This is a genomic window from Roseobacter fucihabitans, assembly GCF_014337925.2.
Classification (GTDB): Bacteria; Pseudomonadota; Alphaproteobacteria; order Rhodobacterales; family Rhodobacteraceae; genus Roseobacter; species Roseobacter fucihabitans.
The window spans coordinates 108,300-127,298 of the sequence record NZ_CP143424.1 but is presented as its reverse complement, the minus strand read 5'-3'; the positions used below and the strand labels follow the sequence as shown (position 1 = coordinate 127,298).

General features: G+C 57.6%; 13 protein-coding genes. 8 read left to right on the top strand and 5 right to left on the bottom strand.

Annotated features, from left to right (window positions below):
• The first annotated feature begins 434 nt into the window (after positions 1 to 434).
• Positions 435 to 1,820, top strand: a complete 1,386-nt coding sequence (locus tag ROLI_RS22620; protein ID WP_187431095.1) for an AAA family ATPase — start codon at positions 435 to 437, stop codon at positions 1,818 to 1,820.
• A 129-nt stretch (positions 1,821 to 1,949) separates the two neighbouring features.
• Positions 1,950 to 2,927 carry a ParB N-terminal domain-containing protein gene (locus ROLI_RS22615; protein WP_187431094.1) on the top strand — a complete coding sequence of 326 codons (978 nt, stop codon included), beginning with the start codon at positions 1,950 to 1,952 and terminating at the stop codon, positions 2,925 to 2,927.
• A gap of 151 nt (positions 2,928 to 3,078) precedes the next feature.
• On the opposite strand, the gene ROLI_RS22610 is transcribed toward ROLI_RS22615, so the two are convergent.
• Both ROLI_RS22610 and ROLI_RS22605 read right to left on the bottom strand, forming a co-directional pair.
• Positions 3,079 to 3,696 (bottom strand): VPLPA-CTERM sorting domain-containing protein, encoded by a 618-nt coding sequence (locus ROLI_RS22610; RefSeq protein WP_187431093.1) that lies wholly within the window; start codon positions 3,694 to 3,696, stop codon positions 3,079 to 3,081.
• A gap of 360 nt (positions 3,697 to 4,056) precedes the next feature.
• Entirely contained in the window at positions 4,057 to 5,478 is a 1,422-nt protein-coding gene (locus ROLI_RS22605) for a mannose-1-phosphate guanylyltransferase/mannose-6-phosphate isomerase (protein WP_187431092.1), read from the bottom strand.
• Positions 5,479 to 5,717: 239 nt separating this feature from the next.
• Between ROLI_RS22605 and xrtD the strand changes: the two genes are divergently transcribed.
• On the top strand, positions 5,718 to 7,322 hold the full coding sequence (gene xrtD, locus ROLI_RS22600; RefSeq protein ID WP_187431091.1) for a VPLPA-CTERM-specific exosortase XrtD: 1,605 nt from the start codon (positions 5,718 to 5,720) through the stop codon (positions 7,320 to 7,322).
• A 148-nt stretch (positions 7,323 to 7,470) separates the two neighbouring features.
• A complete protein-coding gene (locus tag ROLI_RS22595; protein ID WP_187431090.1) occupies positions 7,471 to 8,796 on the top strand; it encodes a nucleotide sugar dehydrogenase in 1,326 nt (441 codons plus the stop codon).
• Between the two features lie 32 nt (positions 8,797 to 8,828).
• Here the strand turns inward: ROLI_RS22595 and ROLI_RS22590 are convergent, their stop codons facing one another.
• Positions 8,829 to 9,599, bottom strand: coding sequence for a WecB/TagA/CpsF family glycosyltransferase (locus ROLI_RS22590; RefSeq protein WP_338469277.1), 771 nt, complete (start codon positions 9,597 to 9,599; stop codon positions 8,829 to 8,831).
• A gap of 249 nt (positions 9,600 to 9,848) precedes the next feature.
• On the opposite strand from ROLI_RS22590, the gene ROLI_RS22585 reads away from it, so the two are divergent.
• The 4 genes from ROLI_RS22585 to ROLI_RS22570 all read left to right on the top strand — a co-directional run bounded on the left by ROLI_RS22585 (position 9,849) and on the right by ROLI_RS22570 (position 15,672).
• Positions 9,849 to 10,850 carry an NAD-dependent epimerase/dehydratase family protein gene (locus ROLI_RS22585; RefSeq protein WP_187431088.1) on the top strand — a complete coding sequence of 334 codons (1,002 nt, stop codon included), beginning with the start codon at positions 9,849 to 9,851 and terminating at the stop codon, positions 10,848 to 10,850.
• A 173-nt stretch (positions 10,851 to 11,023) separates the two neighbouring features.
• Positions 11,024 to 11,755, top strand: a complete 732-nt coding sequence (locus ROLI_RS22580; protein WP_187431087.1) for a VPLPA-CTERM sorting domain-containing protein — start codon at positions 11,024 to 11,026, stop codon at positions 11,753 to 11,755.
• 231 nt (positions 11,756 to 11,986) lie between these two features.
• On the top strand, positions 11,987 to 13,711 hold the full coding sequence (locus ROLI_RS22575; protein WP_187431086.1) for a bifunctional sulfate adenylyltransferase/adenylylsulfate kinase: 1,725 nt from the start codon (positions 11,987 to 11,989) through the stop codon (positions 13,709 to 13,711).
• A gap of 44 nt (positions 13,712 to 13,755) precedes the next feature.
• Positions 13,756 to 15,672 carry a hypothetical protein gene (locus ROLI_RS22570; protein WP_187431103.1) on the top strand — a complete coding sequence of 639 codons (1,917 nt, stop codon included), beginning with the start codon at positions 13,756 to 13,758 and terminating at the stop codon, positions 15,670 to 15,672.
• Between the two features lie 39 nt (positions 15,673 to 15,711).
• On the opposite strand, the gene ROLI_RS22565 is transcribed toward ROLI_RS22570, so the two are convergent.
• Both ROLI_RS22565 and ROLI_RS22560 read right to left on the bottom strand, forming a co-directional pair.
• On the bottom strand, positions 15,712 to 17,928 hold the full coding sequence (locus ROLI_RS22565; RefSeq protein WP_187431085.1) for a glycosyltransferase: 2,217 nt from the start codon (positions 17,926 to 17,928) through the stop codon (positions 15,712 to 15,714).
• Entirely contained in the window at positions 17,925 to 18,878 is a 954-nt protein-coding gene (locus tag ROLI_RS22560; RefSeq protein ID WP_187431084.1) for an NAD(P)-dependent oxidoreductase, read from the bottom strand. Before ROLI_RS22560 ends, ROLI_RS22565 begins: the two co-directional genes overlap by 4 nt.
• Between the last annotated feature and the right edge of the window lie 121 nt (positions 18,879 to 18,999).

Sequence of the window (18,999 nt, the reverse complement as noted above, 5' to 3'; positions counted from 1 at the left end):
TCAATCGGGCCGCGCTTTGGCGTGCCTCTCTTATCCCCGATTACCTTTCGGGGTTTCATTTACGCCGACCCTAAAGCCTGTGGATAACTGCGTCCAGAAAAACCCGCGCACCGTTGTGGTTTCAGAGTCGCTTCAACGGGGGATCAGAGTCACTTTATCGGGGTTTCAGAGTCATGCCATTTCTTGAATTATACCACAACGAGCTGAATCTAAGCGTAAATTAAAAAATCAATATTGCCTGTAACTATAAATAACATGATATTAACTAAGACCAGATCAACACATCGCCTCTCCCAAAGCACACCGGAAGTAGAATCGCTGCGCATTTACTGAGAAAACCAAAGATAAGTAACAACTCTCTTCTCATGTACACTGTTTTGTGGCATCTTAAGGAAAACGCGTAACAAGCGTAGGATTCCGAGGATCGATAGCAGATGACCGACACCCCTCCTTATTTCAACATATCCCCCGATAAGGCGCGCGCTGAATTGCCCCCCCCCATGGATACCGCTGCGCTTTTGGCAATCGCTGAGGCCTGCGGGAAGGGGCGCAGCGATCTGGCCGGACGGGGTTTGGATGAAACCGGCGCGCGCAAGCTGCGTTCCTTTTCCACTTGGGAAATCACCAAATATCTGATCCCCATCGCGCCCGCCCATTTCCGGCGCGTGCTGCGCCAGAACCCCGATCTGCCGCAGGGGATTTCCGAGACTGACGGCGGCGCCAAATGGTTCACCCTGGATGAGGTGCTGCGCTTACGTGCGCATTTCGGAAACGAAGGCTCCAAGGCCAAGGAATACCGCCCCTATCGCCCCAAGGGCCAGCCCGCCAAAATCGTCGCCGTGGCCAATTTCAAGGGCGGCGTGGGCAAGACCTCCACCTGCGCGCATCTGGCCATGAGCGCCGCTTTGGACGGCTATAAGGTGCTGGTGGTGGATCTCGATAGCCAGGGGTCGATGTCCTCGATTTTTGGCGCGCAGGTGGCGGATGAATGGCAAACCGTGTTCCCGCTCCTGGCGAAACATTACGCAACCCATTTACGCCTCGAAAACCAGCGCCGTCTGGATCGCGGCGAAGCCCCCCTACCGCTCGATGACACGCTCTCAGAGGCGCTGAAAATCACACCCAAGGACGTTATCCAAAACACCCATTGGCCCAACATCGATCTGATCGGCGCGCAGCTCAATCTTTACTGGTCCGAATTCCAAATCCCCGTCTGGCGCATGGCCGCGCGCTCCTGGAAGCTCTGGGACGCTTTGGGCGATGCGCTGGCAGGCGGCGGCGTGCTCGATGAGTATGATCTGATTTTTCTCGATACCCCCCCTGCCCTCGGCTACCTCACGATCAACGGGTTGTCGGCGGCGGATATCTTGCTGGTGCCGGTGGGCGCATCTTTTGTGGAATTTGACAGCACTGGGCGGTTTTTCGACATGCTGCACGCGACGTTTTCCTCGATTGAGGAAGGCGAAAACATGGCCGCCCGTGCTTTAGGGCGCGAGGAATTGGCGTTTGAATGGGACGCGGTGCAAACCGTGATCACCCGCTTTGATGCCGCGCAGCAAAGCGAAATGGCGAGCCTGATGCAGAGCTATATGGGGCGCACCCTCTCGCCCTTCCGTCAGGACTTCACCGCCCTGATCGGCCAGGCCGGGGAGAGCGTCAACGGGATCTATGAGGCCGATTACCGCGATTTCAACCGCGACACCTATGCGAGGGGTCGCGCTACGTTCGATGAAACCTATGCGGCGTTCAAGCGGTTGCTATACGGCATCTGGCGGCGCGATGAACTCGCACAAACCGCATCCGAAACAGCGGCGCAGTAGAGTTTCGCATGCGAAATTCATCGCTAATATCTGTCTCTAAACTGCATATTAGAGCCTACGTTCGCTATGAAAACCCGAATGTAATGACCCCTGCCCTACCCTGCGGACATCATCACAAAAGGAAACCCGATGGCCAAACGTAAACGTCTTAGTCCCGCCGTGATCACCGACGCCCCGCTGGAAACTAAGGCTGCTTTGGGTTGGGTCGGGCATGGCACGCGGCGCGCGCCCATTGCCGATGTGACGGGGGATGCTGCGGAACGCGCGGCCTTTGAGGAGGTCGCGGATGAGTTGCAGCGCGCGCGCAGCGAGGGGCGCATGGTACTGTCTCTCCCGCTGGAGGCTGTGGATGCCACGCATCTGGTGCGCGATCGCGTGGCGATGGACGTGGATGAAATGGACGTGCTCAAAGACAGCCTGCGCGCGCGTGGACAACAGACTCCGATTGAGGTGCTTGACCTGGGGCAGGGCCGCTATGGGCTGATTTCCGGTTGGCGCCGCCTGACCGCGTTGCAGGCATTGCTCAAGGAAACCGGCGAGGCGCGTTTTGAGACCATCAAGGCCTTCCTGCGCACGCCTGAGGATGTTTCCGACGCCTATCTGGCCATGGTGGAGGAAAACGAGATTCGCGCTGATCTGAGCTTCTACGAACGCGCCCGCATTGCCGTTCAGGCCGCCGCCACCGGCGTTTTTCCAGACACGCATACGGCTGTACAGAGCCTGTTTTCTGCCGCGCGCGCGCCCAAGCGTTCCAAGATCATGGGCTTCACACATCTGGTGGAGCAGCTGGATGCGGAGCTGCGCTTTCCCGCAGCGATCCCGGAGAAAGTCGGGCTGGCACTGGTGGCGGCCCTGCAAGGCGATATCCGCTTTCGTCACCGCCTGCTGGAAGCCCTGCGCAAGGCTGACCCACAGGATACCACAGCCGAACGCCGCGTATTGGATGCTTGCCTGAAGGCCCCGGCAAAGTCCGTAGCGGTGCCGACAGAACAAGCGGCCCCTGGCGTGACGCTGAAGGCGTCAAAGGGACGGATCACCCTGTCTGGCCGAAATGTGGATGCCGCCTTGTTGGCGGATTTGCGCGACTGGCTGGCGCGCCGTTCCTAAGGCATGACTTTCGCATGCGAAACTGTGACGTTGCTGTGCTAAAACGGATTTGACGGGCGGTGAGGCACAAGCGTGCAGATTGGGTGCTTCTACCATATGAAAAGGGCACCTGATGAGGTGCCCTTTGGTGTTACGTCAGAGGGGATATCAATCAGGACTTGCGACGACGCATCGAAACAAGACCGCCGATACCCGCCAGCAGCATCCATGCGGCGGCGGGAAGGGGGACGACATTAACCGTACCGCTTGTCTGGATCACGTGATCGCTGTAATCGGAGTCGCCTTCTGAGGCACGATCCGCAAACGCGAGGAACACCGTATTATTGGTTTCAGTGAGGTCATAGAAAATGCCAAAACCGATATCCCCCAGAGCGGCATCGGCCGGCGGAGGGGAACCGCTGCCGGTTACGACCGTGAATTCCATATCAGTGCCGGTGAAGGTTGCGACACCGTCGGTGTAGATGAATGCAGTATTCCCCGCTTCGTCGATGGAGTTTGACCCAAAAGTGAACAGATTTTCGAATCTGCTGGAAGAGAATGCATAGCTGAAGCCGACAGATGTATCCAAAGCACTCGCGTCGGCGGATTGGACCAGGCCGAAACCGACGTTGCCGGCACCAAAGGCCGCTTCGTAATCCGTAACAAACGGATTACCGATCCCACCGCTTGGAATGCTGACAGTGTCTGTGATGTTATAGGTAATGGCGGAGGCCGTACCTGCCGCCAGAATTGCCATGGCTGAAGCAGCCGTAAGAATTGATTTTTTCATATTTAATTTCCCTAAGGTATTGAAAATAAACAGATATATTTAGCTGTATTTTTATCTAAAAGTTCAATCGAGAAAGTTTAAGTCGTTGATATAAAAGAGTTTATACAGTTACGTATATCTGTATTATTCGCATCTCAAAAACAGCGTGTCACCGCTGAACGATAAGCTCAGTTTAACATTTTATGCGTATTTTTGACACTAAATTGCACCGTATAGGTGGTTTATTTTAACCTTTTGTTAATAAATAAGCATTTTGCAATCTGCGGCTGCCTGCAAATAATCGTTCTGTGACAGGTGTGTGGGTGCTCCCCCTGTCACATCGCTATGATTCGAACGATAGACGGGGCGCGCGGCCGCCCCTCACTCGCGCGCGTAGACATCCTCATAGCGGATGATGTCATCTTCACCGAGGTAGCTGCCGGTCTGCACTTCGATCAATACCATGGGCACTTTGCCGGGGTTTTCCATGCGGTGCACGGCGCCCAGCGGGATGTAGACGGATTGGTTTTCGCTGATGAGTTTCACAGTCTCATCCACGGTCACCTTGGCGGTGCCTTCTACCACGATCCAATGTTCGGAGCGGTGATGGTGGCTTTGCAGCGACAGCGCGGCGCCGGGGTGCACATGGATGCGCTTGACCTGAAACCGCTGCCCGATCACGAGGCTCTCGAACCAACCCCAGGGGCGGTGATCCTTGGGGAAAGCTTCGGCTTGCAGGGCGGATTTAGCCTTAAGCGCTGCGACGGCCAGTTTCACATCCTGCGCGCGCGATTTATCGGCCACCAGCACCGCATCGGGCATGGCCACGACGATGGTGTTTTCAAGGCCAATGCCCACGACCTCAAGCCCCGCGCTTTCTGAGCGCAGAAGCGTGTCGCGGCATTCAATCGCTGTGGCATTGTCCGAGGTCGCAACCCCGTCGCCGTCCGGTCCGGTTTCCGCCCAGACCGCGTCCCAGCCGCCCAGATCAGACCAACCCGCAGAAAAGGGGACCACAGAGAGGTTATCCGCCTTTTCCATGACCGCATAATCGATAGAAATATCCTCGGCCAAAGCCCAATGCTCTGGGTCCAGGCGCAAAAACCCCAGATCGGCCTGCGCCTTGGTGTAGGCGCTCGATACAGGCTCTAACAAAGCCTGTGCGTGGGTTTTGAAGGCGGCGATAATGTCGCGCGCACGGAACAGGAAGATGCCCGCGTTCCACATGAAATGCGGATCCTTGAACATGATTTCCGCGCGCGCGGCGTCGGGCTTTTCCACAAAGCGTTTCAGCGGGGCAGGGGCGGTGCCCTCGCGCGTGCCCACCAGTTCCAGATAGCCATACCCCGTTTCCGCGTGGGTGGGCGTGATACCGAAGGTTACCAATTGCCCCGCCTCAGCCGCTGCCACACCTGCCGCGACCGCCGCACCAAAGGCGGCAACATCCGGGATCACATGATCGGACGGCGCCACCAGCATCAAGCCATCGGGATCGCTCTGGGCGACATGAAGCGCGGCGGCGAGAACGGCGGGGGCGGTATTGCGCCCGGTCGGCTCGATCAGGATGGCGCCGGGATCAATGCCGACGCTGTGCAATTGTTCGGTCACGATGAAGCGGAAATCAGACGCCGTTACCACTACAGGCGCGCCATATTGTGGACCATTCAGGCGCCGTGCCGAGGCCTGAAACAGGGTTTCATCCCCCAGAAGGGCCGCGAATTGTTTGGGGTAGGATTTGCGCGACAGCGGCCAGAGCCTTGTGCCGGAGCCGCCGCATAACAGGACAGGGGTGATCAGGGTCAATGCAAATCTCCTCGCTCAGGACTGGCAAATGCTTTTCAGGTTTCCCGCTCCGGTTCAAGCGGCTTGGCCCACCCGGAATGTGGCAACATCACCAGATCGGGTTTAGGCGGCATTCCTTAAGGATTTCCGATCATCATCATATTTTCGTCAGACCTTGCATGATATGGTGGAAATGAAGCGTAAAACCTGCCATTGCGATGTCATTGCGTGGTGATCATTGTTTCGAGTGGAGTATTTTGATGTCGGCTTCTGATTTTCAGACCCAGATGCGGGGCGGTGTTGCCGCTTTCCTCAATTGGGGCGTGTTCTGGCTGCTTGTGGCCATCATCGGGGCGGGCGTGTTTTTCGCCGATGGTATCAACGCGCTGCTGGAAGCCTGGCAATTGCCCGAATACAGCCACGGGCCTCTGATCCCGGTGCTCTCCGCCTTCCTGTTTCTCAAACAGCTGACACTTTACCCGATCAACCCGGATGTCTATCGCAACCGCTGGCCCGGTGTGGCGCTGGTGACGCTGTCGCTGGTGATGGCGGCTTTGGGGATCATGGCGGGCATTGGCGATATCGTGGCCTATGCGTTGATCCTCTGGGTCGGGGGCGTGTTGCTGATCAGCTGGGGCTGGGACACGGGTAAACATTTCTGGCCCGGTGTCGTGCATCTGGTCTATATGCTGCCGCTGCCCGGTGTGATCTATTATAAAACAACGACTTATCTGCAATTCGTCTCCTCTGAACTGGGTGTCTGGTTCCTGCGCATGTTTGATGTGCCGGTGTTTCTGGACGGTAACATCATCGATCTCGGCATCCTGAAATTACATGTGGCCGAGGCCTGTTCGGGGCTGCGCTATATGTTCCCGATCATGAGTTTCTCCTATATCTTCGCCACGCTCTATAAGGGCCCGAACTGGCATAAGGTCTTCCTGCTGCTGGCCGCCGTGCCGATCGCGATTTTCATGAATTCGGTGCGCATCGCGGTCGCGGGCATCATCGTGCAATATTACGGCGTGGAATGGCTTGATGGGTTCACGCATTTCTTTGAAGGCTGGGTGATTTTCCTGGCCTGTATCCTGATCCTCTTTGGTCTGGCCTGGTTGATGCTGTTCCTGCACCCCGAGCGCCCGACATTGGTGGATGCACTCGATCTGGACACTTCGGGCCTTGGCACGCAGCTGGCGCGGTTGCAATTCGTGCAGCCCTCCAAGGCGCTGATCACGGTCTCTGCGCTGATGCTGGCGGGTGTTCTGGCGCTGCAGGCGGTGCCGGACCGTGGCAGCCTCGCACCCGAGCGTGACAGCTTCACGCTGTTCCCGCGCAATTTGGGCGAGTGGCGCCAGGAAGGCCCGCGCCAGATGTTGGCACCGGGGGTTGAGGCCTCACTGGGGGCAGATGACTACCATCAGGTGACATTGCTCAAGGCGGGTGATCCCCATTCGGTTGGGCTCTTCATGGCCTGGTACGATGATCAGAGTAATGGCGGCGTGCACAGCCCCGAGATCTGCCTGCCCGGCGCGGGTTGGGAAATCGCCTGGCTGGAGCGCAGTGACATCACCGAAGCGATGAACAGCGATACCCCCTTCAAGATCAACCGCGCCATCATCCAAAAGGGTGAAACGCGCATGATGGTCTATTACTGGTTTCAGCAAAAGGAACGCCGGATCGCCTGGGACTTCGCCGCGAAATTCTGGTTGATGGTAGATGGCATCACCAGCGGGCGCACCGATGGCGCGCTGATCCGCCTGACCACCGTTATGGACCCGCGTGAAGGTGACGCGGTCGCCGAAGCGCGCCTGCGCGAGGTCTTGCAGGAGATGCAGGCCCCGCTGGGACGGTTTATACCGGAGAGCTGAGCGCGACTGTGCGATAGGGACAATTTATCAGAGGGGCTGCTCGGGAGATGCCGGGCAGCCCCTCTGGACCTCTGGCCTGTTTTCAGCGATGAACGCGACGGCTGTTTGAGGCGTTTGGGCCTTGGGCGGTTCAGGATAGATCCCCTCAATGGAGCCCCCCGTGAGCCTGAGTATAAAAATCGCTGACCGGACCGCCCGTGTGGGGGTCATCGGTCTGGGCTATGTCGGGTTGCCGCTGGCCGTGACGATTGCGCGCGCAGGCTTCCCCGTCACGGGCTTTGATGTGGACGACAGTAAGGCGGAGCGCCTGAGTGCCGGGGAGAGTTACATCGAGGCGGTCACGGATGCGGATCTGGCAGAGGTCGCCGCGCGCTTCAACGCCAGCACGGATTTTGCGGGGCTCTCGGAGATGGATATCGTGGTGATCTGCGTGCCCACGCCGCTGACACGCCAGCGCGAGCCGGATTTGTCATTCGTGGAAAATACCGCCCGCACCATCGCCGCGCATATGACGCCGGGCACCTTGGTCGCGCTGGAATCCACCACATGGCCCGGCACGACGCGCGAGGTGTTGATCCCGATCCTGGAAACTTCCGGCCTCAAGAACGGCGTGGATTTTTATGCAGGCTTCTCGCCCGAACGCGAGGACCCCGGCAATGCCACTTACCGCACCCAGACCATCCCCAAGATTGTCGCGGGGGACGGGCAAGAAGCGGGGGATCTGATGGAGGCGTTTTACGCCGCCGTCATCGAGACCGTCGTGCGTGTGCCTGATACAGGCACAGCCGAAGCGGTGAAGATCACCGAAAACATCTTTCGCGCGGTCAATATCGCCCTCGTGAATGAACTCAAGCTGATCTACGAGCCCATGGGCATCGACGTCTGGGATGTGATTGCGGGCGCAGCGACCAAACCCTTTGGTTATATGCCGTTTTATCCCGGCCCCGGCCTTGGCGGGCATTGCATCCCCATCGATCCTTTCTACCTCACCTGGCGCGCGCGCGCCTTTGATGTGCCGACGCGGTTCATTGAGTTGGCCGGCGAGATCAACACCGCCATGCCGCGCCATGTGGTGGACCGTCTGCGCGAGGTGCTGGACCGCGCGACAGGCAAGGGAGTTTCGCATGCGAAAATTCTATTGGTCGGGGTGGCCTATAAGAAAAACGTTTCTGACATGCGCGAAAGCCCCGCCATGCGGTTGATGCAATTGCTGGAGGAGGCAGGGGCCGAGGTCGTGTTCCTCGACCCGCATGTGCCGGAACTGCCGGTGATGCGCGAATACGGCCAGTTCCATGCCCGCCGCGCGATTGCGCCCCAGGACATCGCCGGGGCAGGGGTGGACGCGGTGCTGATCGCCACTGACCACGACGCGATAGATTACGGCGCTCTGCTGGCCTTAGGCTGCCCGGTGGTCGACACCCGCAACGCCATCGCCAGCCGGGACCTGCCGATGGATCGCGTGACCAAGGCTTAAAATGCTGCTCTAATATGTCGCTTTGGCTCTGATCAAGGCGCTTTGCGCCGCGCGGCGAGCGCCCGCAGGGTCAGGCCGGGCAGGGCGAGGATGCAGGTGCCGTAGCGCGCGGCCAGGCGGCGGGGGTTGGAGAGCATCCGCCAGATCCATTCGGATGCAATCGCACGCACCCATTTTGGCGCGCGTTTCTGTGCGCCCGAGATGAAGTCGAGCCCGGCACCGATGGAGAGAAACCCCACCTGTGGCAGCCTTTCCTGGGCGCGGGCGGCAAAGCGTTCCTGTTTCGGGGCACCGAGCGCGAGAAACACCAGCCGCGCGCCGCTCTCCCCGATCGCCTTGATGGCTTCATCCGCCAGCGGACTGTCAGGATCAAACCCCATTGGCGGGGATTGGCACGACACGATCCGCAAACCGGGGTGGCGCGCCTCCAGCGCGTCGGCGGCCTTGGCGAGCGAGGTATCATCCGCGCCAAAAAGCGCGACATCCACATCCGCTTCCGCCGCCAGATCCGCTACCGGGTCGATCAGTTCGGAGCCGGGGATCAAGGCCACATCGCCTTGCCCCGCAAGGCGGCAAAACCACACGATGGGATTGCCATCCGCCGTCACATGGGTCTGGCGGAGGTAAGCCGCGCGAAACTGCGCATCGCGCTTGAGCTTGACCACATGATCAAGGTTCAGCGTGGCCACGGAAAACCCCACCCCCGTCTCAAACCGCGCGCGCAGATCGGCCAGCAGGGCAGCGCGATCCGCGACCGTCACCACAACCCCAGCCGCACCGGCTTCCTCTTTGCTCCAGATCATCATGCCATCCCCTCTATCCCAGCCTTCTTTCCAAACCATCAAGGCGGGACGCTTTCCTGCGCTTTTATATCCATGATGGGGTGCACGATGCCAAGCCCGGATGGGCGGGGCGTGATTTTCGACTTTTGATCAGCGCGGTTTTGCGCCATCACAATAATTATCACGCGCGCTGCCAGAGGCATCACGATACCTATCACGCGCGCTGCCAAAGACATCACGACACTCATACCGTGCATCACGAGGGGCATCATGAAAACAGCATTCATCACCGGATCAGCCGGGTTCATCGGATATTTCACCGCGCGCGCGCTGCTCAAGGCAGGCTGGCGTGTGATCGGGTTGGACGCGATGAGCGATTATTATGACGTCAGGCTCAAGATCCGCCGTCACGAGATGCTTGAGCAGATGCAGAACTTTGTTGCGATCACCGGCCGTCTGGAAACGCCGGGGCTGTTGCGCGGGCTGTTTGAGACGCACAAGCCCGATCTGGTGATCCACCTGGCCGCACAAGCAGGCGTGCGCCATTCCATCGACAATCCCGCCTCTTATGTGCAGGCCAATCTGGTGGGCACGGCGGAACTTCTGGAGGCCGCGCGCGCCTTTCCTCCTGCCCATACGATGCTGGCCTCGACCTCCTCGGTCTACGGCGCCAATACCGAAATGCCCTATTTAGAGACGCATAAGGTCGACACGCAGATGTCCTTTTACGCCGCCACCAAAAAGGCGACCGAGGCGATGGGCCATTCCTATGCGCATCTTTACGGGCTGCCGATTACGATGTTCCGGTTTTTCACCGTCTATGGTCCCTGGGGGCGCCCGGATATGGCGCATTTCAAGTTCACACGCGCGATCCTGAACGGGGAACCTATCGAGGTCTATAACCACGGCAACCAGCAACGCGATTTCACCTATATCGACGATCTGGTGACGGGGATTGTCGCGCTGGGGGGGGCTGTGCCGGACCCCGCAGCGCCTGTTGCAGGCGACAGCATGTCACCCGTGGCACCGTTCCGCGTGGTGAATATCGGCAATGGCGCACCGGTGAAACTGATGGATTACATCGCCGCGATCGAGGCCGCCTGCGGGCAGGAGGCGGAAAAGGTGTTTTTGGACGCGCAACCCGGTGATGTGCCCGCCACCTGGGCGGATACCGCTTTGCTGCAAACACTCACAGGCGCGCGCCCGGCCACGGATGTGCGTGTGGGGCTGCAACATTTTGTGGAGTGGTATCGCAGCTATTATAAGGTGTGAGAGGGGTGTGCGCTTTTGGCGCAGATGATTATACCCGCCCTGATTGAAATCATTAACCAATTTCCTTTCAGAGCACTTGTATAAAATCCTACAGAATACTAATTATCCGTGTGGATGGGGGCAGTGTTTCTGACCTTTTACCCAGTACACATGTTGAAACAGGGAATGATTTTATGTTGAAACGACTGCTTTTCTCCGCAGCCATTATCGCGATGCCGGCTTTTGCCTCGGCAGCCACCTTATCCGTGACGGCCGTCAACGAGGCTGCAATCGGAAGCGGAACCACTGTCGGTGCTGTTGATCGTACAAAATCGGTTGATTTGACCGGGGTCGGATCGTGGGATTTTGCACCGTTGGAAACGAATGATGGCTTCAAGAAAAGGGCTTATATTTCGCCGTTCTCGACCAGCTGGAGAAGCAGCGGACATGACAATGTGACGTCGTTCTGGGCCGTGGGCAACGACGGTAACGCCAGCCGTCCTGGTGGCTCGGATGTATATGCAGGCCTTCCAACGGTCGGTACGCCAGCAGAGTTTTCATTCGACGGATTGACCAAATCGGTTAGCTTTTTGTGGGGGTCTCCTGATGGCAACCAAAACACTCTTTCATTGACGCGGGACGGAACCGTCTTCAAGACGTTCAATGGCGAGGATGTTCTTGGTGCAGCTGCTGGCGTTGCCGGTAATTTGGTGAGTGGCAATGGCGCGGCTTATATCACAATCACAGCGTCTGGTGATGAATATTTTGATGGGCTCCTGTTCGGATCATCCGGACAAACGTTTGAATTCTCCAACATCTCCGCTGTCTCCGCCGTACCTCTGCCCGCAGGTGTGCCGCTGATCCTGACGGCCTTGGGTGGGTTTGCCTATCTGGCGCGCCGCAAAAAGAACACCAAAGCCGCCTGAGGCGTCTTTCACATCTGACGATTTATGGAAAACACCCGCCCCAACCGGCGGGTGTTTTTTTATGGCGTAGGACAGGGTAGATGCCGCTGGGATAGGCGGGATTGCGCAGGCGGGCCTGTGTCATTCATTATATCACACGAAAACACTTGAACTGCGCAGGGGCGCCGCCTTAAAGACCCCGAGACCCCATTATGCATCCGCAGCAACACCCGTGTGACCCTAGGAATTTTCATGAACGCTTTGAACCTCGCTCCGATCCCTGAACTCTATGTCTCATACGAGTCCGCGCAGAAATTAAAAGCCGAAGCGGGCAATCTGATCAGCTGGGATCTCACACCGCGCCAGATCTGTGATCTGGAACTGCTCATGAATGGCGGTTTCAACCCGCTCAAAGGGTTCCTCAGCGAGGCCGATTATGACGGTGTTGTCGAGAACATGCGCACCACAGATGGCGCGCTCTGGCCGATCCCGATCAACCTGGATGTGAATGAAAAATTCGCCGAGACCCTCGAAATCGGGCAGGATATCGCCCTGCGCGATCAGGAAGGCGTGATCCTTGCCACCATGACCGTCACCGACCGTTGGGAGCCCAATAAGGCGCGCGAGGCCGAAAAAGTATTTGGTGCCGATGACAGCGCCCATCCGGCGGTGAATTACCTGCACAACCATGCGGGCAAAATTTACCTCGGCGGTCCGGTGACCGGCATTCAGCAACCCGTGCATTATGATTTCCGCGCGCGCCGCGACACGCCCAATGAATTGCGTGCCTATTTCCGCAAAGTCGGCTGGCGCAAGGTCGTGGCGTTTCAGACCCGCAACCCGCTGCACCGCGCGCATCAGGAGCTGACCTTTCGTGCGGCGCGTGAGGCCCAGGCCAACCTGCTGATCCATCCCGTTGTGGGCATGACCAAACCGGGGGATGTGGATCACTTCACCCGCGTGCGCTGTTATGAGGCGGTGCTGGATAAATACCCGGCGGCGACGACCTCGATGTCCTTGCTGAACCTGGCGATGCGCATGGCGGGCCCGCGTGAGGCGGTCTGGCACGGTTTGATCCGCAAAAACCACGGCTGCACCCATTTCATCGTGGGGCGCGATCACGCGGGTCCGGGCAAGAATTCCGCAGGCGATGATTTTTATGGCCCTTATGATGCGCAGGACATGTTCCGCACGCATCAGGAGGAAATGGGCATCGAAATGGTTGATTTCAAACATATGGTCTGGGTGCAGGAGCGCGCTCAATATGAGCCGATGGATGAGATCAAGGATAAGGATGATGTGACCATCCTGAATATTTCGGGCACCGAATTGCGCCGCCGTTTGCAAGAGGGTCTGGAAATCCCCGAGTGGTTTTCCTTCCCCGAAGTGGTTTCTGAGCTGCGCCGCACCCGTCCGCCGCGCAACCAGCAAGGGTTCACCGTATTTTTCACCGGGTTTTCCGGGTCGGGAAAATCCACCATCGCAAATGCTTTAATGGTTAAACTCATGGAAATGGGTGGGCGTCCGGTGACGCTTTTGGATGGCGATATCGTGCGTAAAAACCTCTCCTCCGAGCTTGGGTTTTCCAAGGAGCACCGCGATCTCAACATCCGCCGCATCGGCTATGTGGCCTCTGAGATTTCCAAGAACGGCGGCATCGCCATCTGCGCGCCGATTGCGCCCTATGCCACCACGCGCCGGGCCGTGCGCGAGGATGTCGAGGCTTTTGGGGCCTTCGTTGAGGTGCATGTGGCGACCTCGATTGAGGAATGTGAAAAGCGTGACCGCAAGGGGCTTTATAAGCTCGCGCGTGAAGGCAAGATCAAGGAATTCACCGGGATTTCGGACCCCTATGATGTGCCCGAAAGCCCCGAATTGCGGGTTGAGACGGAAAATGTGGATGTGGATAATTGCGCCCATCAGGTGTTGTTGAAGCTGGAGTCTATGGGGCTGATTTCCGCACGCGGCGGGTTCTGAATAAGCTAGCGCAGGCCATCTGTTCTTTCTAAGGTGCGGGGATGATGTGTAAAATCTTCCCTGCATTTTTGTATGTGCTGCTCATAGCCCCCGTCGCGCTGGCCCAGAACTCGGTAGAAAAACATCTCGCTCTGGACGGCAGCATCGCGGTTAATGGCCAGGCGGTGGAATTGAGCTGGTTTGACGCGAACCCGCCGCGTGTCGGTAGCGTCATCATCGAGCGTCGCCTGTTGGGGGAAACCGGCGGGGATAGCTGGCAGGCGCTTGCCCCCGCGCAGGGGCCGGTGATGCGCTTCACCGATGACACCATAAAACCGGGCATGGCCTATGAATACCGCGTCATGCGCACGGCGCGTGATATCGTCGATGTTGGCTATTGGACGGCGGGGGTCGAAATCCCCGCCATAGAGACGCGCGGCACGGTCCATCTGGTGATCGACCAAAGCATCGCGGGGGATATTACCGCGCATCTGGATCGCTTTGGTCGGGATTTGACGGGGGATGGCTGGCAGGTGCGCGGGTTTCTGGCCCCGCGCGGGGATATCAAACAGCCCGTGGCGAACCTGCAAGCCGCGCTTTCGGTCAAGAATTGGCTGCATGCGCAGTATCTCGCGGATCCCTTCGGGCAGCATACGGTCGTTCTGGTCGGTCATGTGCCGATCCCGATGAGCGGGCGGGTGGCCCCGGATGGGCATGAGGCGATCCCCCATGCAAGTGATCTGTTTTACGCGGAGATGGACGGGCAGTGGCGCGCTAGTCCGGAGGGGTTTTTGCTTGAAGATACCCTGCCCAGCGACGCCATCGAGATGCAGGTGGGGCGCATTGATTTTTCCCCTGTCAGCGGCGGGGATAAGACGCAGGAAGTGGCACTGCTCCGGGCTTATTTTGATAAGAACCATCATTGGCGGATGGGGCTTCTGGGCGATCTGCGCGGCGCTTATGGCCAGAGCGATCACCTTGTCGGCGAACAATATGGCCTGCGTAATATCGTTGGTGCGGCGGGCGTGGAGGCGGGGGGGCATCATGATGTGGGCGAGCGTGAACCCTGGCTTTGGGGTGTGGATTTCGGTCATCACAAAGGTAATATATATAATCAAGATTATGTAAATAAAGCGGTGTTCACGATCAATTTTGGCAGCCACAAGCAAAAGATCGAACGCGGTCATAACGCACTGACGGCGCTGCTGGCGCAGCCCTGGTATCCGGTGGCCGTGGGCTGGGGGGGCCGCCCCACCTGGTGGTTGCACCCTATGGCGTTGGGCGGCACGATTGGCGAGGTGCACCGGCGCACGGTGAACAACGGTGTGGCCGCCGCCCCCTACCGCGAGAGCATGGATTATTATCCCACCGGCAATTACCTCTGGCGTAATCCGATCTGGGTGAACCTTCTGGGCGATCCGACGCTGCGCGCCTTTATGCTCGCCCCGCCCGCACGCGTTGTGACGCGAGCGACGGCGCAGGGGGTGGAGGTCTCCTGGGAGGCCTCGTCTGACGTGGACACGCTGGGCTACCGCCTCTGGCGCGCTGACCCGGATGGCACAGGGTTCAAGCCGCTGGATGGGGGTGTGGCGCAAGAGGCGCTGCGCTTTTTGGACCCGGATCCGGTGGCGGGTGCACGCTATATGGTACGCAGCTATGGCCTCAAGGACGTCTATGCAGGCTCGTTTTATACCCTCTCACAGGGGGCTTTTGACGGGCCGGGTGATGGGGTTGTCGTGGATATGACGCTGGATGCGCAAGCCGGTCAGCCCGTGACCCTGCCGCTGGTTTTCAACGCCCCGCAGGAGGGCGTGATCCACGCAATCATTGAGGGTCCCGCAGTGGGCAGGCTGGAACGCAGCGATACAGGCTGGCAATATACGCCCCCCGAAGCATTCACCGGCGGCATTGATCTGCGGTTTACGGTCTCGGATACATGGCGCACAGAGATGGGAACCCTGCGCATCACAGTCACGCCGTGACGCGCTCTCGGCTATTGCGCTTAGTTTGACGAAAAGAGGTTACTTTTCCTCCGCCTGCTGTTTGGAGTCCATCTTGCGGATCCGTTCGGTAATGGACTGGAAATCGCGCCCTAGTGTTGACACCACACCAGTACGTTTCCCCGTCCTGCCAAGCGGTATTTCATCCACGAGCTCTTCTGTGATTTCCATAAGAGGACCCGTGAACTCTTTTAAACCGTCGACAACGGTTTTGATCATCTTCTCTGAGTAGTTCAAACCCGGAACGACTTTGATTACCAGCCGTTCCGGGGCGTCCTGAACCACCTGATACTGTGCGACAACCTGATCAAAATCCTTGAAGTAATGTGCAAAAAACGTACCCGGAAGCCATGTACCGTTCGGGCATACCACGATGGCCTGCGTACGCCCTTCGATACGGCCGATCCGCGGAAAATCCCGTCCCGATGCACTGCGCCCACTATCGTCAATTTTTTCAGCCAGATCACCGATACGATAGCGCAGGACTGGCATATGAGCGTTGTTGAGATCTGTGACAACAATCTCGCCAACTTCCCCCGGTTTGGCAGGAACGCCATCTTTGAGAATTTCAACTATATAGCTTTCCGCGCAAACGACGTGCCCGTCATGGCCACTGTCTTCATAGGCGATACCAGAAAATTCACGGCTCCCATATTTGTCAAAGACCTGAGCACCAAATTGTTTTTCAATGATCGCACGTGTCTGCGGGGGCATGATTTGCGCGGATGTCATAATCGCTTTTGGCTTAAAGCCCTCGATTTTGTTTTCCTTGCCAAACTGGGCCAAGAAATTGAAGGACTCCGCATATCCGTCAACCAAAACGGGATTGTGCTTGCGGATACGTTCAACAAAATTACGGATGTTCTGATCGCGCAACTCATAGGCAGGAATAAAAATGCGCCGCATCAGCAGAGTGTTCAGTTTTTCCTTGAACGCCTGCTGCCAAGTCATACCAATCGTCTGGTGCCACAGGCGCGCCTGACGGTCGCCAAAAGACCACCCTGCCCACTCCATCGCTCGCAATGTTGTTGCTGCACGCAATTCCAGCTGCTTTTTATCGGCATAGATGACAAACGGGGCCCCCGTTGATCCACTGGTCGACACGCGCAGCATTTCGCGCTTTTGATGATTGTCGGCGAACATATCAAAGTGCAGGTTCTGGCGTACATCGTCTTTGGACAGCAAAGGCAGTTTGGCAATATCTTCAAGGCTTTGGATATCAGATGGGCGAACACCCATTTCCTGCATCCGGCGTCGGTAGTAGGGAACCTGTCCATAGGCATGTCTGACAATGCGCTGGAGTTTCATGAGGCGGTAGGCATCAAGATCTTCCCGCTTGAGATACTGGCTTTTGCGCAGCGCAAAATAAAGCGCGCGTACGCGTCGGCTGATCATCCATGTGTGGAGCGGAAACGTCAGAAAATAGAGCTCTCGCACGAAGCGTGAGAAGGGGGATGATTTTTCCGGCTGCGCCAAAAGCTCCTTGTCCTTCACAAAGCGGGACAGATCGTTTTCCTTTGTAAAGAACCCAAATTCTTTGAAAGCCTTGATCATATCGATCGAAACAGCGCCGATGACGCGCCATGGGAAGTTACCCAAAAAGGACTGACCACCCACGCGATCCATGAACAGGGTTTCCACTTCGCGCACTGTATATGACTTATGCTCTGCGGAGACCCTTACGAAGGTATGTGGGTAGCGGTAGATATATTTGTAATCCAGCACATCTTTCAGCACGTCGCGCGGTGCGATGAGAAAGCCGGATTTATTGTCTTGTGCCTTCATACCAAAGCACAAATTCAGCGTGGTATTGAGGCCGCGAGACAAGAACCAGCGATTGTCTTTAAGACGCCCGATTGAGCTGCGCACGGCCTGTGCGATATCAACGGAGTCCGCTTCGATCTTGCGGTACAGGCGTTCGATTTCTTCCGGCGGGTTTTGCAGGTCACTATCGATCAGGCAGACATAGTGACCCTGCGCGGCCTCCAGGCCGGTGTGCCAGCCTTTGAATATACCCCCGTTGACAGTATGATGCTGCGGGCGCACCCGCGCATCCTGCTCGGCGGCTTTGTCGAGTAGCGGCCCCGTTTCATCCGTGCTGCAATCGTTGACGGCAATCAGCTCGCCGGCGACCCCTATCTTGTCAAAGACCGCCAGTACCCGCTGTACCAATGCGTTGATGTTGTCTTCTTCGTTGTAACAGGGGGCGATGACGCTGAGTGTGATGGGGGATGTCATGATTTGTCCTTCAGCCAACGATAGGTATTTTCAAGACCCGCCTCAAGAGATGTGCTGGCACGCCAGGACAAAAGCTTTTCGGCTTTGGACACATCTGCAAACCGATCTGTGCCTTCTGTCCAGTCTGCTTCGATATGCAGGGGATCAAGCCTGCATCCACAGACCTCACGCATCATCGCCGTGAGGCGGTTGATTGATGTGCTTTTGCCGCTACCCAGGTTGATGATCTGGCCACTGCATGGGGCATAGGCCGCGCGCAGGATCGCGTCCACGAAATCATCGATATAGGTATAATCTAGAGATTGATCTCCATTGCCGCGGATGGTTGGCGCTTCGCCTTTCATCATTCGCGAAAAGTTGCGCACGATGACCGATGGGTATCCGGTCCCTGCGTATTGCCGCGGTCCAAAGACGAAAAACAACCGCAACGAGACGGTTTCGATACCCTCACCGAGCGCCATGGTGCGCAAAATGCCCTCTCCGGTCAGCTTTGAGACCCCGTAAAGCGTGCCGGGTTCGGGCACATCTGTTTCGCTCACTGCAGTACCCGAATGGCGCCCATAGGCATAAAGGGAAGAGGCAAAGATGATCCGGCGCACACCAACGCGTGCTGCCACCCGAGCAAGGCGTTCTGTTGCCACCACATTGCTGGCCAGTAGGTCCGCTTCTGATGTCAGGTTGTTCAGTTTTTGGGCTGCAAAGTGAAAAAGAGTGTCGGTCCCACCCAAGGCACGTGCCATCTGCTCTTCGTCCATCAGGGCGATGTCAGAGGTGGTGGTCTCTACCTTATCCGAAAAGCTACCCAGATTGGCCCAGTCACCATAAAGCAGATTGTCGATACCGGATACAGCCTGCGCTCCTTGTGTGATAAGGGCGCGTGCAAGATGGGCACCTATAAAACCCGCAGCGCCTGTGATCGTGCATTTTTCAAATTGTGGTGCGGTGTCCATGTCCATACTTCCTTTGCCCACTCACAGCAGCGCGGTGTCAATAATCCAGAGTTGCAAAACCTTATGTTCGCAAACGATAAGAGTGTGAACCGAAAAATGCGGTGTATTGCAAGGTCGTATG